This is a genomic window from Kitasatospora sp. NPDC059648 (assembly GCF_042734825.1).
Classification (GTDB): Bacteria; Actinomycetota; Actinomycetes; order Streptomycetales; family Streptomycetaceae; genus Kitasatospora.
Genome location: NZ_JBHWDU010000051.1, coordinates 1 through 26,087, shown reverse-complemented (window position 1 = coordinate 26,087; position 26,087 = coordinate 1). Strand labels below are relative to the sequence as shown.

At 71.8% G+C, this 26,087-nt stretch carries 23 protein-coding genes and 1 pseudogene; 17 read left to right on the top strand and 7 right to left on the bottom strand.

What is annotated here, in order from left to right; genetic code table 11:
- The first annotated feature begins 17 nt into the window (after positions 1–17).
- A complete protein-coding gene (locus tag ACFV1W_RS25900; RefSeq protein ID WP_380419626.1) occupies positions 18–581 on the top strand; it encodes a universal stress protein in 564 nt (187 codons plus the stop codon).
- Positions 578–1,210 carry a GNAT family N-acetyltransferase gene (locus ACFV1W_RS25895; RefSeq protein WP_380419625.1) on the top strand — a complete coding sequence of 211 codons (633 nt, stop codon included), beginning with the start codon at positions 578–580 and terminating at the stop codon, positions 1,208–1,210. Before ACFV1W_RS25900 ends, ACFV1W_RS25895 begins: the two co-directional genes overlap by 4 nt.
- A 311-nt stretch (positions 1,211–1,521) precedes the next feature.
- Here the strand turns inward: ACFV1W_RS25895 and ACFV1W_RS25890 are convergent, their stop codons facing one another.
- Together ACFV1W_RS25890 and ACFV1W_RS25885 are read right to left on the bottom strand one after the other, a co-directional pair.
- Positions 1,522–1,815, bottom strand: coding sequence for a hypothetical protein (locus ACFV1W_RS25890; RefSeq protein WP_380419624.1), 294 nt, complete (start codon positions 1,813–1,815; stop codon positions 1,522–1,524).
- A gap of 424 nt (positions 1,816–2,239) precedes the next feature.
- Entirely contained in the window at positions 2,240–4,474 is a 2,235-nt protein-coding gene (locus ACFV1W_RS25885; protein ID WP_380419623.1) for an alpha-L-fucosidase, read from the bottom strand.
- 896 nt (positions 4,475–5,370) lie between these two features.
- On the opposite strand from ACFV1W_RS25885, the gene ACFV1W_RS25880 reads away from it, so the two are divergent.
- The 13 genes from ACFV1W_RS25880 (at position 5,371) to ACFV1W_RS25820 (ending at position 19,001) form a co-directional block, all read left to right on the top strand.
- The gene (locus tag ACFV1W_RS25880; RefSeq protein WP_380419622.1) at positions 5,371–6,432 is read left to right on the top strand and encodes a sugar ABC transporter substrate-binding protein; all 1,062 of its coding nucleotides are present in this window, start codon (positions 5,371–5,373) and stop codon (positions 6,430–6,432) included.
- Positions 6,433–6,479: 47 nt separating this feature from the next.
- Positions 6,480–8,045, top strand: coding sequence for a sugar ABC transporter ATP-binding protein (locus ACFV1W_RS25875; protein WP_380419621.1), 1,566 nt, complete (start codon positions 6,480–6,482; stop codon positions 8,043–8,045).
- On the top strand, positions 8,038–9,078 hold the full coding sequence (locus ACFV1W_RS25870) for an ABC transporter permease (RefSeq protein ID WP_380419620.1): 1,041 nt from the start codon (positions 8,038–8,040) through the stop codon (positions 9,076–9,078). The genes ACFV1W_RS25875 and ACFV1W_RS25870 overlap by 8 nt, the downstream gene beginning before the upstream one ends.
- Before the next feature lie 92 nt (positions 9,079–9,170).
- Entirely contained in the window at positions 9,171–10,496 is a 1,326-nt protein-coding gene (locus ACFV1W_RS25865) for an enolase C-terminal domain-like protein (RefSeq protein WP_380419619.1), read from the top strand.
- The gene (locus ACFV1W_RS25860) at positions 10,489–11,397 is read left to right on the top strand and encodes an amidohydrolase family protein (RefSeq protein WP_380419618.1); all 909 of its coding nucleotides are present in this window, start codon (positions 10,489–10,491) and stop codon (positions 11,395–11,397) included. Before ACFV1W_RS25865 ends, ACFV1W_RS25860 begins: the two co-directional genes overlap by 8 nt.
- Positions 11,388–11,825 (top strand): RbsD/FucU domain-containing protein, encoded by a 438-nt coding sequence (locus ACFV1W_RS25855; RefSeq protein ID WP_380419617.1) that lies wholly within the window; start codon positions 11,388–11,390, stop codon positions 11,823–11,825. The genes ACFV1W_RS25860 and ACFV1W_RS25855 overlap by 10 nt, the downstream gene beginning before the upstream one ends.
- Positions 11,822–12,865 carry a zinc-binding dehydrogenase gene (locus tag ACFV1W_RS25850; protein WP_380419616.1) on the top strand — a complete coding sequence of 348 codons (1,044 nt, stop codon included), beginning with the start codon at positions 11,822–11,824 and terminating at the stop codon, positions 12,863–12,865. Before ACFV1W_RS25855 ends, ACFV1W_RS25850 begins: the two co-directional genes overlap by 4 nt.
- Entirely contained in the window at positions 12,862–13,623 is a 762-nt protein-coding gene (locus tag ACFV1W_RS25845; RefSeq protein ID WP_380419615.1) for an SDR family oxidoreductase, read from the top strand. Before ACFV1W_RS25850 ends, ACFV1W_RS25845 begins: the two co-directional genes overlap by 4 nt.
- Complete coding sequence (locus ACFV1W_RS25840) at positions 13,620–14,252, top strand: bifunctional 4-hydroxy-2-oxoglutarate aldolase/2-dehydro-3-deoxy-phosphogluconate aldolase (RefSeq protein ID WP_380419614.1); 633 nt, start codon at positions 13,620–13,622, stop codon at positions 14,250–14,252. Before ACFV1W_RS25845 ends, ACFV1W_RS25840 begins: the two co-directional genes overlap by 4 nt.
- On the top strand, positions 14,249–15,343 hold the full coding sequence (locus ACFV1W_RS25835) for a PfkB family carbohydrate kinase (RefSeq protein WP_380419613.1): 1,095 nt from the start codon (positions 14,249–14,251) through the stop codon (positions 15,341–15,343). The genes ACFV1W_RS25840 and ACFV1W_RS25835 overlap by 4 nt, the downstream gene beginning before the upstream one ends.
- A gap of 70 nt (positions 15,344–15,413) precedes the next feature.
- Positions 15,414–16,427 (top strand): aldo/keto reductase, encoded by a 1,014-nt coding sequence (locus tag ACFV1W_RS25830; protein WP_380419612.1) that lies wholly within the window; start codon positions 15,414–15,416, stop codon positions 16,425–16,427.
- Positions 16,418–17,125 (top strand): FadR/GntR family transcriptional regulator, encoded by a 708-nt coding sequence (locus tag ACFV1W_RS25825; RefSeq protein ID WP_380419611.1) that lies wholly within the window; start codon positions 16,418–16,420, stop codon positions 17,123–17,125. The genes ACFV1W_RS25830 and ACFV1W_RS25825 overlap by 10 nt, the downstream gene beginning before the upstream one ends.
- Positions 17,126–17,675: 550 nt before the next feature.
- Complete coding sequence (locus tag ACFV1W_RS25820) at positions 17,676–19,001, top strand: alpha-L-arabinofuranosidase B (protein WP_380419610.1); 1,326 nt, start codon at positions 17,676–17,678, stop codon at positions 18,999–19,001.
- A 408-nt stretch (positions 19,002–19,409) separates the two neighbouring features.
- Here the strand turns inward: ACFV1W_RS25820 and ACFV1W_RS25815 are convergent.
- The 5 genes and pseudogenes from ACFV1W_RS25815 to ACFV1W_RS25795 all read right to left on the bottom strand — a co-directional run.
- Positions 19,410–19,715: pseudogene (locus ACFV1W_RS25815) on the bottom strand (ribonuclease domain-containing protein); the annotation flags it as partial.
- A gap of 70 nt (positions 19,716–19,785) precedes the next feature.
- Complete coding sequence (locus ACFV1W_RS25810) at positions 19,786–21,060, bottom strand: NAD(P)/FAD-dependent oxidoreductase (RefSeq protein WP_380419609.1); 1,275 nt, start codon at positions 21,058–21,060, stop codon at positions 19,786–19,788.
- Positions 21,061–21,192: 132 nt separating this feature from the next.
- On the bottom strand, positions 21,193–21,624 hold the full coding sequence (locus ACFV1W_RS25805) for a nuclear transport factor 2 family protein (protein ID WP_380419608.1): 432 nt from the start codon (positions 21,622–21,624) through the stop codon (positions 21,193–21,195).
- Between the two features lie 7 nt (positions 21,625–21,631).
- The gene (locus ACFV1W_RS25800; RefSeq protein ID WP_380419607.1) at positions 21,632–22,435 is read right to left on the bottom strand and encodes an MBL fold metallo-hydrolase; all 804 of its coding nucleotides are present in this window, start codon (positions 22,433–22,435) and stop codon (positions 21,632–21,634) included.
- Between the two features lie 195 nt (positions 22,436–22,630).
- Positions 22,631–23,911, bottom strand: coding sequence for an MFS transporter (locus ACFV1W_RS25795; RefSeq protein ID WP_380419606.1), 1,281 nt, complete (start codon positions 23,909–23,911; stop codon positions 22,631–22,633).
- A 178-nt stretch (positions 23,912–24,089) separates the two neighbouring features.
- Here ACFV1W_RS25795 and ACFV1W_RS25790 point away from each other — a divergent pair, with 178 nt between their 5' ends.
- Together ACFV1W_RS25790 and ACFV1W_RS25785 are read left to right on the top strand one after the other, a co-directional pair.
- On the top strand, positions 24,090–25,184 hold the full coding sequence (locus tag ACFV1W_RS25790) for a DUF5937 family protein (protein WP_380419605.1): 1,095 nt from the start codon (positions 24,090–24,092) through the stop codon (positions 25,182–25,184).
- A gap of 47 nt (positions 25,185–25,231) precedes the next feature.
- Positions 25,232–26,083 (top strand): PhzF family phenazine biosynthesis protein, encoded by an 852-nt coding sequence (locus ACFV1W_RS25785; protein ID WP_380419604.1) that lies wholly within the window; start codon positions 25,232–25,234, stop codon positions 26,081–26,083.
- Positions 26,084–26,087 lie beyond the last annotated feature (4 nt).

Genomic DNA, 26,087 nt, shown 5'->3' with positions numbered 1-26,087 from the left:
ACGGACGAGGGCGAACCATGCACGGCGACGGGCGGCGGCAGGGCGGCACGGCACCCAGGGTGGTGGTCGGGGTCAGCGGCTCGCCGGGGAGCCTGGCGGCGCTGCACCGCGGCGCGGCCGAGGCCCGGGAGCGCGGCGCCGAGCTGTGGCCGGTGCTCGCCTGGGAGCCGCCGGGCGGTGAGCACGGCTACCGGTGCTCGCCGTGCCCGCCGCTGCTCGCCGTCGTCCGGGAGGCCGCCGAGCGGCGGCTGGACGAGGCGCTGGACGCGGCCTTCGGCGGGGTCGCCCCTGGTGTCCCGGTGCGGCCGGTGGTGATCCGCGGAGAGACCGGCCCCGCCCTGCTGCACGTCGCCGACCGGCCGGACGACCTGCTGGTACTCGGACGCAGCGGCGGCCCGCTGCGCCGCGGGCTGCGCCGCCCGGTCCCCCCGTACTGTGCCCGCCGGGCCGGCTGTGCGGTGCTGACCGTCCCCTCGCTGTCCGCCGCTGCTGACCGTCAGGAAGGTTTCTCAGAAGTGGAGTTGACGGACCCGGCCTGGGCGGGCGGGATAAGGGCGCGCAGAATGTCCGTATGCGGATGACGAACATGAATGCGGACCCGGCTGCGTCCTCGAACAGGACGGCGAACGCGCCGAGGGCGGCGACCGGCGAGGACGTCGGGGTGATATCCCGGGTGCTGGCCCGGGCCTTCGAGGACGATCCGATGATGTGCTGGTTCTTCCCGGACGCCGCCGAGCGCCCCGCCGCACTGGGCGGTTACTTCACCACGCTGTTCACCCGGCAGTACCTGCCGTACGGCCTGTGCGAGCGCACCGGGCACGCGGCCGCCTTCTGGGTGGCGCCGGAGGCGCAGGAGAAGGCCACCCCGGACGAGGAAACGATCCGGGAGCTCTCGGAACTCCTGGGTGACCGGGCCCACTGGTTCCGCCAGTGCGTCGAGGCGGCCGCCGCGAACGCCCCGCAGGAGGCGCACTGGTACCTGGCGGTGATCGGCGCGGAACCGGTCGCGCGGGGCCAGGGGCAGGGCGCCGCCCTGCTGCGCTCGGGTCTGGCCAGGGCGGACGCGGCTGGACTGCCCGTCCACCTGGAGTCCTCGAAGGCGGAGAACCTCGCCGTCTACCGGCACTTCGGCTTCGAGGTGCTGGAGGAGGTGCCGCTGCCGGGCGACGGCCCGACGCTGTGGACGATGCGGCGTGCGCCGCGCGGCTGAAGCCGGAGCGGGCCGGGGGCTTGCGCCGGTCGGTGCGCGGGGGCGGCTCGAAGCGGCCGGGGGCCCGTGCCGCGTCACGCGACGTGGCACGGGCCCCCTCGGGCACGGGCAGCGGGCCCGCGTCCGCCGCGATCCGGCGCAGCATCAGGTCGAGCCGGACGAAGGAGGACTCGGAGGTGCCCTCAGCGACCATTTGGACGACGGTGGCCGCGAGCGGCCCGCCGCCGTGGGCCGTCTTTACCGCGAGGAAGCACGTGGGCTTGGGGCGGGCCAGCTGGGTCATCGCCAGCATCGCCCGAGTGAGCGCGAATTCACCCTCGGCGGCCACGGCGTCCCAAGCCGGGTCGGGGAGGTCGGCCGCCTGAGTCCATCGGGCGGCCGACCTGGTGCTCGGCCGTCTTCCCGGCCTCGCCCGTGAAGGCGAGGTCGGCCAGTGGGGTGAGCCAGGCGGGCGGGGCGTCGTAGCGCCGGACGCCCGGGTCGGCGTCCGGGCCGGCGTGTTCGGCGAGTTCGTCGTCGAGGTCCTCCAGGTGTTCGCGCAGGCCCGCCGGGTCGAGCAGTACCAGGCGGCAGGCGAGCCGGTCATCAGCGTGGAAACCAGGCAACGCGAGCAGATCGGCAACTCGGCGACCCCACACCGGCCGCGCCCGACAGGCCGTCCTCCTTCCAGCACCTTGCCGCTGCGCACTGGGACCAGCCGGTAGTAGGCATCGTCGTCGACCATCGCGGCCTGGGCGCCCGCCAGGTCGGAGTGCGCCTGCCCATCCCCGACCACGGAGACGGTCCCCGAACCGCGTGGCGCCCGGGCCCCAAGGGATGGTGGACGGCGTTGTGCGGGGTCGACGGGGTGGCACCCCCGCCGCAGGACGCACAGGCGGGGTCTCTGCTGGGACTGCTCGCACCGGACGACGTGGCCGCCGCGCACCACGAAGTGGAGCGCGGCGGCCACGCGGACGCGCTTGCGGGGTCGACGCGTTGACGGTATTGCAGGGGTTCGGGCAGTGCGTCGTGAACCGCCCGGTCGGCGGCCTACTGTGCGATGAAGGACCACTGCAGGTTGGGGCTGCCGTTCCAGCCCCACTGCTTGGTGACGGAGCCGGCGGCGACCTGGCCGCCGCCGTCCAGGACCAGGCCCGTGGTGCGGTTGGCGATGCTGTACAGGCCGTTGCCGCGGTTTGTGATCTGCCACTGCTGGTTGGTGCCGCCGTTCCAGGGAGCTTGCTGCGCGGGTGCCCCGTTGGAGGTGGAGCCCCAGCCGTCGGCCACCATCCCGTTGGTGCGGTTGACCAGCTTGTAGTAGCCGTTGCCGAGGTCGACGGCCTGCCACTGGAGGTTGGGGCTGCCGTCCCAGGTCCACTGCTTGAGGTTGCTGCCCGAGGCGACGTTGCCGCCGCTGTCCAGGGCCAGGCCGTCGGTGACGTTGCCGATCCGGAAGTAGGTGGCCGGATTGAAGATCACCTTCAGCGACGTGATGGCGTCGTTGTTGCCGGTGTTGCGCAGGTCGGGGGTGTCCGCACTGAAGGTCCACGCCGTCCCGGTGAAGTTGTCGCCGGAGTAGCCGACCAGTTGGTAGCCCGCCGGCACCCGCACGGAGGAGATGGTCCGCGCCGCCAGACCCGCACTCTGCAACTGGGCGGCCGTGTAGCCGCCCAGCACCAGGCCGGCCGCCGTGCCCGCGTACGAGACGTCGCTGTACGCGGTGACCACGCCGGTGCCCCCGGGCTGGAGGACGGGGATCTGACCGGAGAAGGTGAACTTCAGCACGTAGGCGAGGGCATTGAACGGGGCCGAGGACGACGGCAGGGTGATGTGCAGGCCGTCGCTCGCCTGGGTCGGCGCGGGCAGGCTGGTGTACGTGCCCGCGGTCGGATTCAGCAGCTGGACCGACGTCAGGGAGCTCAGGTCGATGCGGCCGCTCGCCAGGGTGCTGATGGTCGTGGAACTCCCGGGCCAGCCCAGGACCGTGGCGTACAGGACGGTGCTGTCCTTGCTGCGGGTGAACCGGAAGTCCTTGTTCGTGCCCGCCACGGGGGTGGTGAAGGAGCCGCCGCCCATCTTGGTCGGCCCCTCCCCGTAGACCGTCCAGGCCCGGGTGGCGTACAGGGACTCGCCGAATCGGTGGAGGTGGTCGCCGATGCCCAGGAGGACGTCCTTCTGGCCCTGGGGGATCGTCCCGTCCGCCGTCGGAGCGATGTTGAGCAGCATGTTGCCGTTCTTGCTGATCCGATCGATCAGCGCGTGCAGCATCTGCTGGGTGGAGTAGTAGCCGATGCCGACGGTGTAGCACCAGCTGGAGCTGCTGATGCTGTCGTCGGTCAGCCAGTACGGGCTGGCGATGTCGCCCGGGCCACCGCGTTCGTAGTCGAAGACCTCGCCGAGGTTGTCGTAGCCGTCCTTGTAGGTGGCGACGACCTCCTGGCCCCAGCCCTGGGCCTGGTTGTAGTAGTACGACAGGAAGTTCAGGCGTTGAGTCTCGTCGACCTTGGAGAGGTCGAAGTCCTCCCACAGGATGTCCGGTCGGGCCAGGTCGACGACCTCCCTGAGCTTGTCGTACCAGAGCTGGTTCTCCGCCGTCGTGCCCAGCTGGCCGAAGAGCTTCTGCAGGCTCGCAGTCGGCTGCGCCGGCGCGTGGTCGTAGTAGCCGTTGAAGTTGTAGGCGTGGTGCATCGCCACCAGCAGCTTCAGACCCTTGCCCCGGATCGAGTCGCGGAAGATCTGCAGGAGGTTCAGCTTGGGCCCTCGCTGCACCGAGTTCCACTCGTTGACCGAGCTGTTCCACATCGAGAAGCCGTCGTGGTGCTCCGCCACCGGCCCGGCGAACCGGGCGCCGGCGTCCACGAAGAGCTGGGCCCAGGCGTCCGGGTCGAAGTTCCCGCCCTGGGAGGTCAGCTTGGGCGAGAACTGCACCCAGTTGCCGGCCTTGTCGCGGGCCCCGTCGATGAAGTTGTCGTAGGGCCAGACCGACGGATCCCCGTAGGTGGCGATGTGATGGCTGTTCACATCACTTCCACCGATGTACATGTTCCGCGGGTACCACTCACTGCCGTACGCCGGGACACTGAAGGCCCCCCAGTGGAAGTAGATCCCGAACTTGGCGTCCTGGAACCACTCCGGCGCCGGTGGGTGCTGATCCACCGAGGCCCAGGTGGGTGAATAGGACGACGGAGCCGCGAGCGCCCTCGCCGTACCAATCGTCAGATTCGCCGTAGCGGCGGCAGCGATGCCGGCGGCACTCGACAGGAAGACGCGTCTGTTGATCGCCATGGCTGGATCCTTCGTCGTTGGGTGGGGACGTTCGGGGCCGCGACGCCGAAGCTCGGGCAGCGCATGCAGTGCGGCTCGACACGGCCTGCGGCGCGAGGGGGACGAGAAATGTGAGCGATAACAGCTCTACGGCCTTGCCGATTCTGGCAGCCTCAGGGTGACTGTCAAGACGTAGGACAGAATGAGTCGCCTGGTCCGATACATGGGATGTGTTGGGCCATGTGGCGAGTTGTCGACCGGCGGGCGTAAGGCTGCTGCGAGCGGCACTGAATGAGATACGGTGAGCTCCTCCTCGTCACGGAGCTTGAAGTCTGTGGCATACATGGGATGTTCAGCGGCGGAGAGTGGGTGATATCTCTGCGAGGACGCGCCGCTGGCCGGAGCTCGGGCCGGTACGCCGAGGCGGGGCCGCTGAGTCATCGGGGCCGGCCGCGGGGCTGGCCCCAGCGGCATCCGCCACCGGCCAGAGACTGAGCCGAATGACGACACGACCCTCTCGCTCTCGGCGTGCCGGCAGGCGCTGTGCTGGGCGGCCCGCTGGGCTACCGCGGCGTGTCCGCCGTCGCTGCCGCCGCGTCGCTGCTCGCTGCCGCCGGGGTGCTATGCACCAGACATGGAACGTTCGGGGGGCGACGGAGGGCCGCCGCCGCACGGGAGCTCCGGCGTAAGCCGTGAGCGGGCATCACGAGTACGCGTCATTGATGGGATTGATTTGGTTCCCACGGGTCGCCCTGGGAGCTCCCCGCTCATCTCTCTTCCAGCAACTTTCTCCTGACGTCTAGACAGCAGATTCCGTCGCCACCTATACATACATCCCATCTCTCTGATGCGACGACGCACAGCTGTCGCCCTGCAGAACTCTCTCCCGCTCACGGGACCAGCGCGAGGAAGTACCGATGAGACTCAGAACCGCCCTCTACTCCACCGCCTCAGCTCTGTCCGCCCTGGCGCTGCTCAGCGCCTGCAGCAGCTCGGGCACCAGTTCCGCGTCCAGCGGCGCACCGCTGGTCGGGGTCGACTACCCGCGTTCCGACACCGACTTCTGGAACTCCTACATCAAGTACACGCCCAACTACGCTGGTCAGCTGGGCCTCTCGCTCAAGACGACGAACTCGCAGAACGACGTCGCCAAGCTGACCGCCAACGCGCAGACGTTCATCAGCCAGGGTGTGAAGGGCATCGCGATGGCGCCCCAGGACACCGCCGCCATCGCGCCGACGCTGGCGCAGCTGGAGGCGAAGAAGATCCCCGTGGTCACTGTCGACACCCGCCCCGACAGCGGCAAGGTGTTCATGGTGGTGCGGGCCGACAACCGCGCCTACGGCGAGAAGGCCTGCCAGTTCCTCGGCGCGAAGCTGAACGGCGGGGGCAAGGTCGTCATGCTGGAGGGCGGCCTGGACTCCATCAACGGCCGTGACCGCACCGAGGCGTTCAACGACTGCATGAAGATGAACTACCCCGGCATCAAGGTGCTCGGGGAGGCCACCAACTGGGACGGTGCGGTCGCCGCGCAGAAGCTGCAGACCGATCTGATCGCCAACCCGGACATCAAGGGCATCTACATGGAGTCCAGCTTCGCCCTGTCGGGCACGCTCCAGGTGCTCAAGCAGAAGGGCCTGCTGGTCGCCCCCACGGACCCGAAGCACGTCTTCATCGTGTCCAACGACGGCATCCCCGAGGAGCTCAAGAACATCGCGGCCGGCAACATCGACGCCACCGTCTCCCAGCCGGCCGACCTGTACGCCAAGTACGCCCTGTCCTACCTGAAGGCGGCGATCGACGGGAAGACGTTCCAGCCCGGCAAGACTGACCATGACAGCACCATCATCCAGGTCCGTCCCGGTCTGCTCGAGGACCAGCTCTCCGCTCCCCTCGTCACCGCCGACGGCGGTGCCTACGGCGGCGTGCCCAGCGTCAAGAGCGGTGACACCTCCCTGTGGGGCAACAACCTCGGCTGACATCCCCTGCCAGGAACCCAACAGCTAACGAGTACAAGGCGGTTGTGATGAGCGACGGGGAGCGAACAGCCAACCCCGCGCCCGCCCCGGCGGACGACGGACGGATCCCGGCAGGCCCGCCCGTCGTCGAGGCGACGGGCATAGTCAAGCGATTCGGTCCGACGGTGGCCCTCAACGGCGCCCGGATCACCATCAGGCCCGGCGAGACCCACGCGCTCGTCGGCCGCAACGGGGCCGGCAAGTCGACGCTCGTGTCGGTCCTCACCGGTCTGCAGGCACCCGACGAGGGAACGGTCACCTTCGGCGGCAGCCCCGCACCACGACTCGCGGACCGCGACGCCTGGCGACAGCGCGTGGCCTGCGTCTACCAGAAGTCGACGATCATCCCCACCCTGACCGTCGCCGAGAACCTCTTCCTCAACCGGCACGACCACGGTCGCGGCCGGCTCATCAGCTGGCAGGGTGTGCGTCGGCGGGCTCAGGAGCTGCTGTCGGCGTGGTCGGTGGACGTCGACCCGCAGACCCCGGCCGGCGATCTCGGCGTGGAGCAGCGGCAGTTCGTGGAGATCGCCCGGGCGCTGTCCTTCGGTGCCCGGTTCATCATCCTCGACGAGCCGACCGCCCAGCTCGACGGGGCGGCCATCAACCGCCTCTTCGACCGGATCCGCGACCTGCAGCACCAGGGCGTGACCTTCCTGTTCATCAGCCACCATCTCCAGGAGGTCTACGACATCTGCGACATGGTGACGGTGTTCCGCGACGCCCGGCACATCGTGACCGCGCCGGTCGCGGAGCTTCCCCGGACCGAGCTGGTAGCCGCGATGACCGGCGAGGCGGCGGTCGACGGGTTGCAGACGCGGTCGAGCAGCCTCGACCGCACCGCCACGCCCGCCCTCTCCGTGCAGGCGCTGGGCAGTGACGGCACTTACGGTGACGTCACCTTCGAGGTGGGCGCCGGGGAGATCGTCGGCCTCGCGGGGGCCGCCGGCAGCGGTCGTACCGAGGTCGCCGAGACCGTCGTGGGGCTGCGGGCGGCCCAGGTGGGCGCGGTGGAGATCGCCGGTCTGCGACCCCGGCCGGGCAGCGTTCCCGCCGCGCTCGCCGCGGGCGCGGGGTTCGTCCCGCAGGACCGGCACCACCAGGGATTCGTGCCCGACATGTCGATCGCGGACAACGCCACGCTGTCCGTTCCTCACCGGCTCGGCAGGAACGGCTTCCTCAGCCGTGACCGACGGGACCGGCTCGCCGACAACATGATCGAGAAGCTGGCGATCAAGACACCTGGACCCGAGCTGCCCGTCTCCGCGCTCTCGGGCGGCAACCAGCAGAAGGTCGTCATGGCGCGCGCCCTCGCGGACGACCCTCGCCTGCTGGTGTTGATCAACCCGACCGCGGGCGTGGACGTGCGCTCCAAGGAGTTCCTCCTCGGCAAGGTCGAGGAGACGGCACGGACCGGCACGGGAGTACTCGTCGCTTCTGACGAACTCGACGACCTGCGCATGTGCGACCGGGTCCTGGTGATGTTCCAGGGCCGGGTGACCTCGGAGTTGGCCCGCGGCTGGCACGACCACGAACTCGTGGCCGCGATGGAAGGAGTGGACCTCGATGCCTGAAACCGTCCTCCCGGACGCAGCCGCCAAGGCCGTGGAACGCAAGCCCGGGCGCACCGCGCTGCTCGGCGGCCGGATACCCCTGGCCCGCCTGCGAGACCTCGCCCTCGTCCCCGCGATCGTCGTCATCGCGGTCGTCGGCCAGATCGTCAATCCGGTCTTCCTGCAGGCCGACAACCTCATCAACGTCCTGCAGACCATGTCCGAGATGGCCCTGCTGGTCCTCGCCCAGACGATGATCCTGATCGTCAAGAAGATGGACCTGTCCCTGGAGTCCACCATGGGCCTCGCGCCCGGCGTCGCGGCCTGGCTGGTCGTCCCGGCAGGCGCCGGACACGGACTCGGCCTGCTCCCCGGTGCCTGGTCGATCCCCGTCACCCTCGCCGTGGGCGCACTCGTCGGCGTGATCAACGCCCTGCTGATCATCCGCTTCGGACTCAACGGCTTCATCGTCACCCTCGGGATGCTCATCGTCCTGCGCGGCATCCTCACCGGCATCTCCGGCGGCCAGACCTTCTTCCAGCTGCCGGACTCGATGCTCTACCTCGGTACCGCCGAGTGGTTCGGGATTCCCGCCTCCATCTGGATCTGTCTGGCCCTGTTCGCGGTCGCGACCGTGGTGCTCGGCTGGACCAGCTTCGGCCGCTCCCTCTACGCCATCGGCGGCAACGTCGACGCGGCGAAGGCGGCTGGCATCCGCACCGACCGGACGCTGTGGACCGTGATCGTCACGGGCAGCGTGCTCGCCGCCCTCGCCGGCCTGATGCTGTCCGGACGCCTGGCCTCGGTCGCGTCCGCGCAGGGCAACGGCTACATCTTCACCGTCTTCGCCGCCGCCGTCATCGGCGGGATCAGCCTGAACGGCGGCAAGGGCACGGTGTTCGGCGCCTTCTGCGGCATCCTGCTGCTGTTCATGATCCAGAACGTGCTCACGCTGGCGGGCGTCCCCGCCCAGTGGATCGGTGCTCTCAACGGTCTGATCATCCTGGTCGCCCTCGCCATCTCGCGCATCACCGGCGGCAAGGTCCAGGAGTGACCCGGGCGGCTGTCGCCCGCCGCTCGTTCTCCGCCGCGTTCACGTCTCGTCGCAAGGGGGATCGCCCCTTGCCCCTCACAGGAGTTGCCGCCATGTCCTCGCCCGTGCTCCCAACCGCCCGCCTCGCTGCCCTGGACGTCCTGGACGTGCGGTTCCCCACCTCCGAACACCTCGACGGCTCGGACGCGATGAATCCCGAGCCCGACTACTCCGCCGCCTACGTGGTGCTGCGCACCGACGCCGGCGATGGACTGGAGGGCCACGCCCTCGCCTTCACCACCGGACGCGGCAACGACGTGCAGGCCGCCGCCATCGCCGCCCTCGCCCCGTATGTGGTCGGCCTGTCCGTCGAGGAGGTCTGCGGTGACCTCGGGGCCTTCTCCCGCTCGCTCGTGCACGATCCGCAACTGCGCTGGCTGGGCCCGGAGAAGGGTGCCATCCACATGGCCACCGGAGCCGTCGTCAACGCCGCCTGGGACCTCGCCGCGAAGCGCGCGGGCCGGCCCGTCTGGCGGTTTCTCGGCGAGATGTCCCCCGAGGAGCTGGTCGCCCAGGTCGACTTCCGCTGGCTCAGCGACGCGCTCACTACCGAGGAGGCGCTGGAGATCCTGCGCCGTGCCGAACCGGGTCGCCAGGAGCGCATCGCCCGTCTTCTGGAGCGCGGCTACCCCGCCTACACCACCACGCCCGGCTGGCTCGGCTACTCCGACGAGAAGCTGGCCCACCTGGCCCGCGAGGCCGTCGCCGACGGTTTCACCCAGATCAAGCTGAAGGTCGGTGCGTCCCTGGAGGACGACGTACGGCGCATGCGCGTCGCCCGCGAGGCGGTCGGCCCGGACATCCGCGTCGCCGTCGACGCCAACCAGAGGTGGGATGTCGGACCCGCGATCGACTGGATGCGCGCCCTCGCCCCCTACGATCCGTACTGGATCGAGGAGCCCACCTCCCCCGACGACATCCTCGGACACGCCGCCGTCCGCGCGGCGCTCAGCCCCATCAAGGTCGCCACCGGCGAGCACATCGCCAACCGGGTGGTCTTCAAGCAGCTCCTCCAGGCCGGCGCGGTGGACATCGTGCAGATCGACTCCGCGCGGGTCGGCGGCGTCAACGAGAATCTCGCGATCCTCCTGCTCGCCGCGAAGTTCGGGGTGCCGGTCTGTCCGCACGCCGGCGGTGTGGGGCTGTGCGAGATGGTCCAGCACCTGTCGATGTTCGACTACGTCGCCGTCTCCGGCACCACCGAGGACCGGGTCATCGAGTACGTCGACCACCTGCACGAGCACTTCGTCGACCCCGTCCGCATCGTGGACGGCCACTACCTCGCGCCGACCCTGCCCGGGCTGAGCGCGCAGATACGTCCGGGCTCGCTCAAGGAGTACACCTACCCCGACGGCCCGGTCTGGACGGCCCGTGCCTGACACCCAGCTCCTCGTCGACGCGCACCACCACGTCTGGGACCTGGACGTCCGCCCCCAGCACTGGCTGGACGAGCCCGGCCACGGGCCCATCCGCCGCACCCTCGGCACCGCCGACCTGCGCACCGCCGCGACCGCGACCGTGGCAGGCCGGCGGCTGGGGCGCACGGTGCTCGTCCAGTGCGTGACGTCCGTCGACGAGACGCGCGAGTTCCTCGCCCTCGCCGACAGCGACCCGCTCGTCGGCGCGGTCGTCGGCTGGGCGGATCTCACGTCCCCCGCGATCGGCGACGTACTCGACGCACTGCGCGCCGGGCCGGGCGGCGGCCACCTGCGCGCCGTACGCCACCTCGTCCAGGGGGAGTCCGATGCCGCCTGGCTGCAACAGCCCCCGGTGGAGCGGGGGCTGCGGGCGGTGGCAGATCGGGGCCTCGGGTACGACCTGCTCATCCGCAGCCACCAGTTCGCCCAGGCGATCCACCTGGCCGAACGCCTCCCCGGCCTTCCCCTGGTCCTCGACCACGCCGGAAAGCCACCCATCGCCCAGCAGGACCTGGGCGACTGGGAGCGGGGCGTGCGGCGGCTGGCCTCTCATCCCCAGGTGCGGTGCAAGGTGTCGGGCCTGGTCACCGAGGCCGACCACGAGAAGTGGACCGTCGACGACCTCCGGCCGGTGTGGGAGGTCCTGCTGGCGGCCTTCGGCCCCGACCGGCTCATGTTCGGCTCCGACTGGCCGGTCTGCGTCCTCGCCGGCGGATGGAACCGGTGGGCCGCCGCCGTCGAGGAACTCCTGGCCGGCTGCTCCGCCGCCGAGACCGAGGCGGTCCTCGCCGGTACCGCCACCGCGTTCTACCGCCTCGACCTCGACCCCGATCAAGGGAAGGAGGGCACTCCGTGCTCCTGACCGAACTGCTGCACCCGGGCATCCTCGAAGCCCTGGCGGGCGCCGGGCACGGAGCTCGGGTCCTGCTCGCCGACGGCCACTATCCGGCGAGTACGGCCACCGGCCCGCGAGCCAGGAGCGTCCATCTCAACCTGGCGCCGGGTCTGCTGGACGTCACCACCGTGCTCGACGTCCTGCTGCGGGCTCTGCCCGTCGAGTCGGCGCACGTGATGGTGCCGCCCGAGGGCGAGCCGGAGCCGCCGCCCATCGCCGAGTACCGCTCGATGCTGGCGCCCGTCCCCGTCGAGACGCTCGGCCGCTTCGAGTTCTACGACGCCGCCCGCTCACCGGACCTGGCACTCGCCGTCGTCACCGCCGACATCCGCACCTACGCCAACCTGCTGCTCACCATCGGCGTCCGCGCTGAAGGGACCCTGGGAACACGATGACACTCGCAGTCCGCTACCTCGCCGCCCGCACCCTGGACACCGCTCTCGCCGAGAGCCCGTCCCCCGGCCCGGGGCAGGTGGAGATCGCCCCCGCCTACGTCGGTATCTGCGGCACCGACCTGCACATCTTCCACGGCGACATGGACGCCCGGGTCGCCGCGCCGGCCGTCATCGGGCACGAGATGTCCGGCCTGATCGTACGGGTCGGTGCCGGAGTGGAGGGCTGGTCGCCCGGGGACGCGGTCACCGTGATGCCGCTGCGCTGGGACGACAGCTGCCCGGCCTGCCAGGCGGGGCACCGGCACATCTGCCAGCACCTGGACTTCATCGGCATCGACTCCCCGGGCGCGATGCAGCAGCGCTGGACCGTGCCCGCCACGACCCTCGTCCGCCTGCCCGACTCTCTCCCACTGGACCGCGCCGCCCTCGTGGAGCCCACCGCGGTCGCGGTGCACGACGTCGGCCGCGCCCAGGTCCGCGACGGCGAGAAGGCCGTCGTGGTCGGCGGCGGCCCCGTCGGCGTCCTCATCGCCCTGGTCGCCCGGGCCGCCGGCGCCGACGTCCGAGTGGTCGAGCCGAGCCCGCACCGGCGACGGATCGCCGAGGAACTGGGGCTGGCCGCCTGGGATCCGGGCACCGACGTCATCCCCGAGCTGGTCCGGCAGTGGACCGGCGACGCCGGTGCGGACGTCGCCTTCGAGGTCTCCGGCGCGCAGGGCGGTGTGGACACCGCCGTCGAGGTTCTCGGCGTGCGCGGCCGGCTGTGCCTGGTCGCCATCCACGCCCGCCCGCGCGAGGTGAACCTGCACCGCTTCTTCTGGCGTGAACTCACGCTCGTGGGAGCCCGGTTGTACGACCGTTCCGACTTCGAGAAGGCGGTGACCCTGGTGGCCGATGGCATGATCCCGGCCGAGCGGCTGATCAGCAAGGTCGTCCCGCTCACCGAGGCGCCGACGGCGTTCGAGGCCCTGGAGGGCGGCGGCGACGTGATGAAGATCCTCGTGAACTGCACCGACGACGCCCCGGGAGCCACCCGGTGAACGCCTTCGACCTCACCGGCAGACTCGCCGTCGTCACCGGCGCCCGCCGCGGTATCGGCCGGGCCATGGCCCGAGCCCTCGCCGAGGCCGGCGCGGACGTCATCGGCGTCAGCGCCTCACTGGAGGAGACCGGCAGCGACGTGGAGAAGGACGTCCTGGCCGCGGGCCGCACCTTCGAAGCCATCCGCACCGACTTCGCCGACCCGGCCGCGGTCCGGGCCCTGGGCGCGGACCTCGCCGGGCGCGAGCGGCCGGTGGACATCCTGGTCAACAACGCCGGCACGATCCGCCGGGCACCGGCCGCCGAACACACCGACGCGGACTGGGATCTGGTCCTGCAGGTCAACCTCAACGCACAGTTCGCGCTGACCCGGCCGGTGGGAGCGGCCATGGTGGCCCGCGGCCAGGGGAAGATCATCTTTACGTCGTCGCTGCTCGGCTTCCAGGGCGGCATCACCGTGCCCGGCTACACGGCCGCCAAGCACGGCATCGCCGGCCTGACCAAGGCACTGGCCAACGAGTGGGCGCCGCACGGCGTCAACGTCAACGCCGTCGCGCCCGGCTACATCGCCACGGACAACACCCAGGCGCTGCAGGACGACCCGGTCCGCAGCAAGGCGATCCTGGAGCGGATCCCGGCCGCCCGCTGGGGCCGCGCCGACGACCTGGCGGGCGCCGCGGTGTTCCTCGCCTCGGACGCCGCCGCCTACGTCCACGGCACCGTGCTGCCCGTCGACGGCGGGTGGCTGGGCCGATGACCCACACCGACCTCGCCTCCGTGCTGGACGGTGCCCGCGTGGTGCCGGTGCTGACCGTGCCCTCCGCCGCGACCGCCGGCCCGTTGGCCGACGCGCTCGCGGCGGGCGGCGCCCGCTGTGCCGAGATCACCTTCCGCACCCCCGACGCCGAGCAGGTACTCAGGGCGATGGCCGCCCACGGCGGGCTGACCGTCGGCGCCGGCACGGTCCTCACACCGCAGCAGGCGGAACGGGCCGTGGCGGCCGGGGCACGCTTCGTCGTCTCCCCGGGCTTCGACGAGGAGGTCGTCGCCAAGTGCTGCGAGTTGGGAGTGCCCGTGGTGCCCGGTGTCGCCTCCGCCACCGAGCTGATGCGCGCCCTGCGGGCCGGCCTCGACACCGTCAAGCTCTTCCCGGCCGAACCGCTCGGCGGCACCCCGATGCTGCACGCCCTCGCGGCAGCCTTCCCGCAGGCACGGTTCGTGCCGACGGGTGGCATCGACGCTCCGCGCCTGCCCGTCTACCTCGCCGTCCCGGCGGTCCTCGCCGTCGGCGGCAGCTGGATGGCCACCGCTGCCCATCTGCAGCGGGGGGAGTACGGGGAGATCCGCCGGCTGATCGCCGAGGCGGTGCACGGGAGTTCGACATGACGGACGTGGTGGCCCTCGGCGAGGTGATGCTCCGCTTCGACCCGGGCGAGGGCAGGATCCGCACCGCGCGCACCTTCCAGGTCTGGGAGGGCGGCGGTGAGTACAACGTCGTGCGCGGGCTGCGCCGCTGCTTCGGCCTGCGCACGGCCGTCGTCACCGCCCTGGCCGACAACCAGGTGGGGCGGCTGGTCGAGGACCTGATCCTCCAGGGCGGTGTCGACACCTCGCTGATGCGCTGGGTGCCCGCGGACGGCATCGGCCGTACCGCGCGCAACGGCCTGAACTTCGTCGAGCGCGGATTCGGTGTCCGGGGCGCGCTGGGCGTCAGCGACCGGGCGGGTACGGCCGTCTCGCAGCTGCGCAAGGGGGACGTCGACTGGGACGAGGTCTTCTCCTCGGGGCCGCGCTGGTTCCACACCGGCGGTATCTTCGCCGGCCTGTCGGACACGACCGCGGACGTCGCGGAGGAGGCCATGGCGGCCGCGCGGCGGCACGGTGTGACAGTCTCCTACGACCCCAACTACCGCCCCAGTCTCTGGGACGGCCGCGGCGGCGCAGACCGGGCACGCGAGGTCGACCTGAGCCTCGCCCGCCACGCCGACGTCGTCGTGGGTGCACTGGGCCTGGCCGGACCCTACCCCGGGGCGCTGCGGGTCGAGGCGGACGAGGTGCCGGACGCGCTCGCGGAGGTCGCGGGACGCCTGCCCGGGGCCGAGCTGCTGGCGACGACCGTACGCGCGGTGCCCTCGGCCGGGGTGAACGACTGGTCCTCGGCCGCCTGGTCGGCCCGGACCGGCTGCGTGCACGGCCCCGGCATGCCCGGTCTGCACGTCCTGGACCGCATCGGCTCCGGTGACGCGTTCGCGGCCGGACTGATCTACGGACTGCTGACGGGCGGCGGAGAGGAGGGCGGCTCGGCGGCTAGCACCGGCCTCGCGGAGAACCTCGACGCCGCCCGCCTGCAACGCGCACTGGCCTACGGCACCGTCCACGGCGCACTGACCATGACCACGCCCGGTGACGTCTCCATGGCCTCACTCGCCGAGATCGAGGCGCTCATGGCGGATGGCTCGGCCGCCGTCAGACGATGACCGGCCCTCGGCCGCCGTACCGAACCGCACACCAGGGGCCACAAGAGGAGAGCAGTTGACACACCGGACCATGAAACACCGGAAGATCGCGAACACCTCCGTCGAGCTCACGGAACTCGGCTTCGGGGCCTCCGGGATCGGCAACCTCTACCGTGTCACCCCTCCTCGCGACGCACGCGCCGCGATCGAGGCGGCCTGGGACGCCGGCATCCGGTACTTCGACACGGCACCGCACTACGGGCTCGGTCTCTCCGAGCGACGCCTGGGATCCGCCCTGCGGGACCGTCCACGCGACGCGTACGTCGTCTCCTCGAAGGTCGGCCGGCTGCTCGTCCCCAACGAGCAGCCGCGCGGCATCGACCCGGAGGGCTTCGCGGTGCCGGACGACCTGCGCAGGCAGTGGGACTTCAGCCGTGACGGTGTGCTCCGCTCCATCGAGGCGACCTTGGAACGCACCGGCCTGGACCGCTTGGACGTCGTCTACCTGCACGACCCCGACGACCACTGGAGACAGGCCGCCGTGGAGGCCATGCCCGCCCTCGCGGACCTCCGCGACCAGAGGGTGATCGGTGCGATCGGCGCCGGCATGAACCAGTCGGCCATGCTGGCCCGCTTCCTGAACGAGACCGCAGCCGACCTGGTCATGCTGGCCGGGCGCTACACACTCCTCGACCAGTCGGCTCTGGACGATGTCCTGCCCGCCGCGCGGAAACTCGGCAAGAGCGTCGTGGCGGTCGGCGTCTTCAACTCGGGGCTGCTCTCCCGCGACCTCCCCGCCGAGGGCATGAAGTACGACTACCAGGACGCCCCGCCTGCCCTGGTGGCCCGCGCCAGGGCGATCGCCGACGTCTGCACGGCGCACGGCACGACCCTGCCCGCCGCCGCGATCGCCTTTCCGCGCACCCATCCCAGTATCATCAACGTCACGCTCGGTGTGCGGAATGCGGAGCAGGTTGTGCGAAACGTGGAGCTCTACGATCAGCGGATCCCCGAAGGTCTCTGGGATGACCTCCGTGCCCGAGGACTGATCAGGTCGGACGTGTCCACGGTGAACGATTCCGGAAGGAGTCCGAAGTGTCCCTGACGGACAAGGCCATAGCGCAGCTCCGCGAGCTGATCCGCACGGGTGCGCTGCCTCCGGGCTCCAAGCTGCCGCCGGAGCCGGACCTGGCAGCCCAGCTGGGCCTGTCCCGCAACTTGGCCCGTGAGGCGGTCAAGGCGCTGGCAGTCGCGCGGGTTCTGGAGGTCCGGCGGGGTGACGGCACGTACGTGACCAGCCTGCAGCCGAGCCTGCTCCTGGAAGGGATCGGCGGGGCGGTGGAACTACTGCAGGGCGACTCCTCCGCGCTGCAGGACCTCATGGAGGTGCGGCGCCTGCTCGAACCGGTCGCCACCGCCCTGGCCGCCACCCGGATCTCCGACGAGCAGCTTGCCGAGGTGAAGCAGCACCTCGAAGCCATGCGCGAGGCTCGCGACGACGTCGAGCAGCTCAACATCCACGACGCCGCCTTCCACCGCGTCGTCATCGCGGCCACGGGTAACGAGACGCTGCTCACCCTTCTCGAAGGCATCTCCGGCCGCACGCTGCGTGCCCGCATCTGGCGCGGCCTGGTCGACGCCCAGGCCGCGAGCCGGACCCTCGCCGAGCACGAGGCGATCTTCCACGCCCTGTCCACCCGCGACGTCCTCCGCAGCCAGGCCACCGCACTGCTGCACGTGAGCAACACCGAACAGTGGCTCAGAGAACACCTGCGGTCCGACCAGGCCCCGCACCGTCGGTAGCCGTCGATGGCACGCGGGGCCAGCCCGTGGCTCCTACGACGGCGCGGCAGCCCCGGTCCATCCGGCGGCTGAGCTTTCGCGCACCCTTGTCGTTGGATCGAGGCGGCCGGGGTCATTGGTCAGCTCACGCCGCTCTGAACAGCGCGATCCGCGCGACCGACCGGCCCGCGCTCGCGCGCTGAAAGCTCCCGCCAGGTACGCGCTCGACGTTGCGTATCCCGTCATGCAGCGGGCTCTCCACGGAGGCTCCGTCAATCGGTCTGTGGAGTTCCGGGGTTGGGGACGCAGGTCCCTCGCCACCGGTAGCGGGCCACGGTGCCTCGAAGCCGGCCCGACCACCGAAGGCGGCTACCGGGTCGGCCTGCGCATCCCCCTCACCGCCAACGGCGACTGAAAGGCAAGGCGCACCTCTGCCCGCGCCGCTCCCGGCCCGCCGGGCAGAGGTGCGTGCGGGCTCAGGCCCCCCTCGGGGGGCCAGACCCTGACCCTTGCCGTTGATCGACCCGCTTCGGCGCCCACAGTCCTTGTTGCCGGTTCTCGGAGGCGGTCGATGGTGATGGCGAGCTGCCGGACTTCGGATGATTCGGCCGGGGGACAGGGCTCCGACTCCTTCTGCGCCGGCACCAGCTGCGTCATCACCGTCACCTACGACCAGTCCGGCAAGGGCAACCACCTCACCCAGGCGCTCAGGGGGCACTGGCCCGGGCCGGCCGAGGGCGGGAACGACAACCTGGCCAACGCCTTCGAGGCGCCGGTCACCGTCGCCGGCCACAAGGCGTACGGCGTCTACGCGGCCCCCGGGACCGGCTACCGGAACAACCACACCAACGGCGTCGCGACCGGCGACCAGCCCGAGGGCATGTACGCGATCTTCGACGGCACGCACTTCAACGGCGGCTGCTGCTTCGACTACGGCAACGCCGAGACGACCGGCAACGACGACGGCAACGGCACCATGGAGGCCCTCTACTTCGGCAACAGCAAGGGCTGGGGCTACGGCAGCGGCAACGGTCCCTGGGTCATGGCCGACCTGGAGAACGGCCTGTTCTCCGGCGTCAACCGCGGCTTCAACGCCAATGACCCCAGCGTCAACAACCGCTTCCTGACGGCCATGCTCAAGGGCGGCCCGAACCAGTGGGCCATCCGCGGCGGCGACGCCCAGGCGGGAAGCCCGTCCACCTTCTTCAACGGCATACGCCCCACCGCTGGCGGCTACAACCCGATGAAGAAGCAGGACGCGATCATCCTCGGCACCGGCGGCGACAACAGCAACGCCAGCGCCGGGACCTTCTACGAGGGCGTCATGACCCAGGGCTACCCCTCCGACGCCACCGAGAACGCCGTCCAGGCCAACATCACCGCCGCCGGTTACGACAGCGGCTCGACCGGCACCGGCACGCTGACCCCCGGCTCCCGGATCTCCCTGCGGGCCACCACCGCGCCCTGCTGCACCTCCCACTACCTCCGCCACGACTCCGCCGACAACAAGGTCGTCATCTCCGACACCAGCTCCTCCAGCTCGGCCGCGGACAAGGCCGACGCCACCTGGATCGTCCGCGCCGGACTGGCCGACACCTCCTGCCTGTCGTTCGAGTCCGCCAACAGCCCCGGCCGGTTCCTGCACCACTCCAACTACCAGCTCTACCTGGACGCCGACACCGGCGGCAGCTCGTTCGCGAAGGACGCCACCTTCTGCCCCACCAAGGGCAACAGCGGGGCCGGCACGTCCTTCCGGTCGGTCAACTTCCCGACGAACTACCTCCGCCACTACAACTACACGGCCTACATCGCCTCCAACGGCGGCGCCAATGCATGGGACAGCAGTACCAGTTGGGCCGCCGACACCAGCTGGCTGGTCGCTCAGCCCTGGGGGTGAGCCACCGGGCACCAGCGGTTGCCGCCAGCGCGATGCCGCGGGCGGGCGTGGCGGCCCGGCCCAGGAGCTCGACCCATACCCCGCGTGGTCGGGACCTGGACCTGGTTGCCGAGACCTGGCCGGGCCGGGCGCCGGACGGAGTCCACCGACGCCATGGAGACGGAGCGTGGCGGCGCGGGGGTAGGCGGTCCCCTGTTCCAGGGGCGCCGGCCGGAGCTGCGCGAGCACCGCCGCCGACATCGGCGTCGACATCCTGCAACCGTCCAGGCGGCCCTGATCGCCCGAGGGGCCGGTCGACTCCGGGACACCTGATGCGCCGTGCCGTCCGCCTTGCCTGGGCCACCGGGACAGGGCGGCCGCAGGACCGTACTCACCTGGAGGCGGGTCCAACTCACGTTCCCGCGCGAACTACCGCGCGGTCCTGGATGCCACGGCCAGAACCGGGGGCGACGCCGTTTCCCTGGTGGAGTGGCGCCGCCCCCGGGCGGTCGATGCGCTCCTACAGCGGTAGAAGTCCCGGTAGTGGTTGGGGGAGTACCAGACCGTGCCGGTGTTGGCGTCGACGATGATCCGGTAGGCGTCCCGGTGGTTGCCGCGGGCGCGCGGGTAGACGTCGTACTCGTAGCAGGTGTCGCCGGCGGGCAGCTGACCGTCGTTGTTGTAGAACTCGCCGCCCGCGAAGCTGCACTGGCCGGCGGGCCAGTTGTACCAGCCGCGGCTGGTCGGGTAACCGGTGGAGGAACAGGTCGAGTGGGCCGAAGCCGCGTCGGAACAGCCGGCTAAGTCAGACCTCGCCGAGGGCGATGTTCGGGTCCGCCAGGCGGTCGGCGTCCACCACGCGCTTGGAGACGATCAGTTCGCGGATCGGTTCGGTGACATCCCAGAGGTTCATGTTCATACCGGCGAGGACCCGGCCGTCCTTGAGCCAGAACGCGATGAACTCGTTGGCCTTCACGTCCCCTCGGAACACGACCCTGTCGTAGCCGTCGGGCTCGACGTAGCCGAGGTATTCCATGCTCAGCTTGTCCCGCGAGGCCACCGGCTCGTTAGGATGCCGGGGTGTCCACTCGGCATCCGTGAAGAAGTACGGGACACGGTCGTACACCGCGTCCGGCTGCCCGAGCATCGCGCGGGCGGCGGTCTGCGGCTGGTTGAGGGCGTTGGCCCAGTGCTCGACCCGGACGTGCCTGCCGAACAGCGGGTGGTAGGCGTTGGCGACGTCGCCGGCCGCGTACACGTCCGGGGCCGAGGTGCGCAGGTGCTGGTCGGTCTTGATGCCGTTGTCGACCTCCAGGCCGGCGGCCTCGGCCAGGGCGGTGGCGGGGGAGATGCCGATGCCGATCACCACCGCGTCGGCCGCCACCTCGCTGCCGTCGCCGAGCCGCACGCCGCTCACCGTGCCGTCGGCGCCGATCAGTTCGGTCACCTGCACGCCGAAGCGCAGGTCCACCCCGTGGTCGCGGTGCAGGTCGGCGAAGACCTGGGCGACCTCCCGGCCGAGCACCCGCAGCAGCGGCAGCTCCAAGGACTCCAGGACGGTCACCTCGGCACCCGCCGTACGGGCCGCAGCCGCCACCTCCAGGCCGATCCAGCCGGCGCCGATCACCGCGATCCGGGCGCCCGGGCGCAGCGCGGCCTTGATCCGCTCGCTGTCCTCCACCCGGCGCAGGTAGAGCACGCCCTCCTGGTCCGCGCCGGGCACCGGCAGCCGGCGCGGCACCGAGCCGGTGGTCAGCAGCAGCTTGTCGTAGGGCAGCCGGCCGTCGTCGGTGAGGGTCACGGTGCGGTCGGCCGGGTCGATCGCGGCCACCGCCGTGCCGAGGCGCAGGGTGACGTCATGGTCGGCGTACCACTGCGGCGGGTGGACGTAGATCTTCTCCCGGTTGTCCTTGCCCATCAGGTAGCCCTTGGACAACGGCGGCCGCTCGTAGGGGCGTTCGTGCTCATCGCCGATCAGGACGATGCCGCCCCGGTACCCGGCCTCCCGCAGTGCCTCGGCAGCCTTGGCACCGCCCAGGGAGGCCCCGACGATCACGATCGGCCGCCCGCTGTCCGCCATTCCCGACTCCTCGCGCTCCGTTGCAGATCCGGGGTCAGCCTGCCGCCGTCCGGGTGGTCTGTCGAGACCGCGCCGGGCGCGCCGCGCCACGCTGACCCGTTCGGGTGAACGGCGCGGTCGCGGGGCTCCGGCTCAGTCGGTCATCGCCTCCCTGACCAGAGCGGTGTCGGTGAACTGCTCGAAACGGACGATCCGGCCGCCGCGCACCGTGAAGTGGTGGGCGGTCCGGACCGAGAGCGGCTTTCCGGTGGTCTTGTGCACGGCCGTGTAGCGGGCCAGCACCACCACGTTCTCGCCGTCCACCACGTAGGTGTCGTCGTGCGTCGTCCAGTGGTCCCACTCGGCGGCCAGGCGCTCCATGACGTTGGCGGTGACGCTCTTCGGGGTTCGGTAGGTGCCGGCCAGCGGGAAGCCCGCCATCTCGGTCCACTCGACGTCCTCGGCGAGGGTGCTGCGCAGCGCGGCCAGGTCGCCCCGGGCGGAGGCCAGGTACTGGCGGCGCACCACGTCGGCGGGGGCCGGGGACTCGGCGAAGCCGGCGACGTCCCTGGGGATCTCGATCACCGGGTGCTCACCCCCACGCCATCTCGCCCTTGGCGACTTTGGTACCGATGTCGACCGCGATCCGCAGCCCCAGATCGGGGAAGCGCCGCTCCAGCGCCTCCTTGGTGGCGGCCGCGTCGGCGTTGCGGCCCAGTTCGGTCTCGAAGGCGCGCAGGTACGCACGGGTGTGGTCGACGGCGTTCAGGTCGGTGGGGGCGTCGGCGACCCGGTGGCCGGCCGCCACCCAGGTCGGGTGGAGCGCCTCCATGCCGTCCAACAGGTCGATCCAGGCGGCCCGTTGGGCGGCGGTCGGGGTGTCGGCCGTCCACACGTGCAGGCCCTCGAAGAGCAGCACGCCGCCGAGCACCGCGCGGTGGTGGTGCTGCCACAGGTAGTGCCGGTCGGGCAGGTGGAAGTCGGCGCCGCGCAGTTCGAAACGGTGTCCCTCGAAGACGATTTCGTCCCCGGGCAGCACCTCGGGGCGCACCAGCCGGGTCGGCAGCTCGGGGCCCAGGCGCGCCCAGGCGCGCAGCTTCTCCTCGAAGGTCTCCTGGATGTGCTCCACGGTCGAGGCGGTGGCGAGGAAGCGGGCCCGGGGGAAGGCGTCCTGGACCTCCTGGGCGCCGAAGTAGAAGTCCGGGTCGCCGTGGCTGACGAACACGGTGGTCAGCCGCTTGCCGGTGGCCCGCACCCGCTCGACCAGCCGGCGCCCGTCGGAACGGGTGAACCCGGCGTCCACCAGCATGGCGTCGTTCGGGCCGGTGACCAGGACGGCGGTCTTGTTGAGCGAGCTGTCGGGCGCGTCGATGATCTCGAAGTCGAGAGCACTCATGCTTCTATCAGTTCCTTCCTCGGGCCGGGCACGGCTCGTCGCCAGGATCGGCGCTGGGGACCCGCTCCGCATCCGGAGCCGCCGCCCGGGGAGGGCCATGCGGGTGATCGTCCCATCCGGTCGGCACCAGGGCGTGTCCGACGATTCCCGCCGGGCGTGCGGCACGCTGATCCGACGCCAGTTGTCGGACGCGCCCTACTCCGCCGGTCCCAGCCGCAGCACCGCCAGTGCCCCGACCGCCGTGGTCACCGCGAGCGCTCCCCACAGCAGCCCGGGGCCGGAGGCCAGCAGCGCCGTCAGCACCGCCGGCGCCGCCGCCCGGCCCACCCCCGAGGACAGCTCCCAGCGGGCCAGCGCCCGCCCGAGCAGGTGCGGCGGGGCGGAGGCCGCCACCAGGGCCGTGCCCGAGCCGGTGTAGAGGATCTCGCCCAGCGTGTACAGCACGGCCACCGCCGCGACGCCCGCCGCCCCCGAGGTGCCGCCCAGCGAACCGGCCGCCCAGAAGCCCAGGTACGAGACGCTCAGCGTCGCTCCCGCGGCCGCCAGTACGGCCCGCCGCGAGCGCCTCGCCAGCCGGAGCACGATGGCCAGCTGCAGCGAGATCACCAGCACGGTGTTGCCCACGAACACGCCCGAGGACCAGGCCGCCGAGGTGTGCAGGTGGAGCACCAGCAGCGCGGGCAGCGCCACCTCCAGCACGTCGAAGCAGAACGCGTAGGGCAGGTTGGCGAGGCTCAGCAGGGTGATCCGGCGCAGCGGCTCGCCCGTCGCCCCGGCGGCCCCCGCCCGCTCGGCGACCTTCTGCGGCGCCCGGACCCGCAGCGACCCGACCAGTGCGGCGGCGACCAGGCAGGCCACGCCCGTGACCCCGGCCAGCAGGCGGATCGAGTCCGTCCCGCCGGCCACCGCGACGGTGGCCAGCAGCGCGCCCGCGCCCAGGCCCGCGTTGCGCACCGACTTGCCGGCCGCGAGCGCGGCGTCCCGCAGCCGACCCTCGGTCAGGGTGCTCACCACGGCGGCGTGGGTGGTCGGCCAGGACTGGCTGCCGATGCCGAACAGCACGGCCGCCGCGGTGAACAGCGGCAGCCCGTCGGCCGTCAGGAGGGTGAGCGCGCCCGCCGACCGGAGCACCAGGGTGACCGCGGCGGGCAGGGTGCGGGCGCCGCTGTCGATCCAACGGCCGGTCAGCGGCACCACCAGCAGGCCCGCGACCATCCCGGCGGACAGGGCCAGGCCGACCGACCCGGCGCGCAGGTGCAGCACCCCGACGCCGTACAGCAGCAGGAACGGGCGCAGCATGCCGCCGCCGACCGCGTCCACGGCGAGCGCCGCCGCGTAGCGGGGGCCGCCGGCGGCGGTCAGCAGGCTCAGCAGAGCGGACGGGCCGTTGCGGCCGGTGCCGATCGGCGGGGCGGGCGGCTCGCCGGCGCGGACGGCGGCGTGGTCATGGACGGACTTCTCCTGGGTCACACTCATGGCCGGTACGGTCCGCCCGGGTGGGGGGCGGTGTCCCGTCGATTGACGATTGGCGTCAATCGACGGCGGGTCAGGTCAGAGGGGGTGGCAGGATCGCAGTCGTGAGTGAGCGGAGCGAACGGGCCATCAAGAGGGGCGGGCGGGCGAACGCCCCTGCCGAGCGCGGTGAGGTGGGCGCATGAGTGTGACGATCGACATCACCGGTCTGTCCGAGGAGCGCCTGCTCTTCAGCCCCTCCCCGCTCGCCGAGCTGAACGCCATGCTGCACGTGCTCTCCGAGCCCGCGCACCATCCGGCGCTGCACGGCTGGGCGGCCAGCACCACCGCCGCGATCCCGCCGGAGCTCGCCGAGCGGCTGCTGGAGGCCGACTTCCTGTGGCGCTCCTCGCGCGCCGACTTCCTCGTCCCCGGCCTGCCCGGCACCACCCTCGCCGAGGAGCTCGACGCCGTCGACCGGCTCGACGACGAGCGGTACGTCGCCTCCGCCCTGATCACCACCTGCGGCGCCTCCCGTTTCCCCTACCGGCTGGCCTCCCCGCTCACCGATCCGGTCGCCAACGAGCGCGCCCGTGACCTCGCCCTCGCCCGGGGCCCCCGGCAGGCCGCCTTCGCCGAGCGGCTGCTCGCCGATCCGCCCGCGGTCCGGGCCCTGGTACGGAAGCTGCTGGAGGACTGCCGGTCCGCGTTCTTCGGCGACGCCTGGGAGCGCGTCCTGCCGGACCTCGCCGCCGACGCCCGGCACAAGGCCGACCTGCTCGCCCGCCGCGGCCTCGCCGAGGCGGTCGCCGCGATGTCCCCCTCGGTCTCCCTGGACGAGCGCGACGGGCGGCGGCGGATCGTCATCGACAAGCTCCAGGACAGCACCGCCAACGCCGCCGACCGGGGCGGCGTCACCTTCATCCCCACCGTCTTCGGCCGCCCCCATCTGCTGGCGGTGTACGCCCAGGGCTGGCGGCCGGTGCTCCAGTACCCCGTCGCCGAGGCGGGCCTGCCCGAGCCGGTCTCGCTGGCCCTGGTCCAGCAGCGGCTGGAGGCGCTCGCCCACCCGGTCCGGCTGCGGCTGGCCCGCACCATCGCCCGCGGCCCGCACACCACCGGCGAACTCGCCACCGCCTGGCAGCTCAGCGCGCCCGAGGTGTCCCGCCACCTGGCCGTGCTGCGCAGGGCCGGGCTGCTGGTCACCGAGCGGCGCGGGCGGTACATGCTCTACCAGCTGGACCTGGCCGGCAGCGCCCGGCTGGGCTCGGACTTCCTGGAGGCGGTGCTGCGGTGATCCGGGCCGCCGGGAACAGCGGTCACCGGCGGGACGTTCGTCCGGTCATGACCGACGACGCCCCTGAGATCCTTCGCTACGCCGCCTTCGCGATCCGCCCCGAGGGCGGCAACCCGGCGGGCGTGGTGCTCGACGCCACCGGACTGACCGAGGAGCGGATGCTCGCCGTCGCCGCCGAGGTCGGGTACTCCGAGACCGCCTTCCTGACCCCCGGGGACGCCCAGGGCACCTACCGTGTGCGGTACTTCAGCCCGCTCACCGAGGTGCCGTTCTGCGGGCACGCGACGGTGGCCGCCGCCGTCGCGCTCGCCGACCGGACCGGCCCCGGGCGGTACGTGTTCGACACCGCCGCCGGTGACGTCCCGGTCGAGGTCGAGCGCGGTGCCGACGGCCTGCGGGCGACGCTGACCAGCGTCGAGCCGAAGGTCGAGGAGGTGCCGGCGCCGGACGTCGAGGAGGCGCTCGCGCTGCTCGGCTGGGCGGCCGCCGACCTGGATCCGGCGCTCCCGCCGCGGATCGCCTACGCCGGTGCCCGGCACCTGGTCCTCGCCGCGGGCACCCGGGCCCGACTGGCCCGGCTGGACTACGACTTCGACGGCCTGGCCGCCTTCATGCGCGCCCGCGACCTGGTCACCCTGCAGCTGGTCTGGCGCGAGGCCGCCGAGGTCTTCCACGTCCGCGACCCGTTCCCGGTCGGCGGCGTGGTCGAGGACCCGGCCACCGGCGCCGCCGCGGCGGCCTTCGGCGCCTACCTGCGCGAACTGGGCGAGGTGGCGGCGCCTACGGTGCTGACGCTGCACCAGGGCGAGGACCTCGGCCGCCCGGGCGTCCTGCGGGTCGAACTGCGTGCCGAGGACGCCCGGGTGCGGGTCTCCGGTACGGCGGTGGCGATCCCGTAGGGCC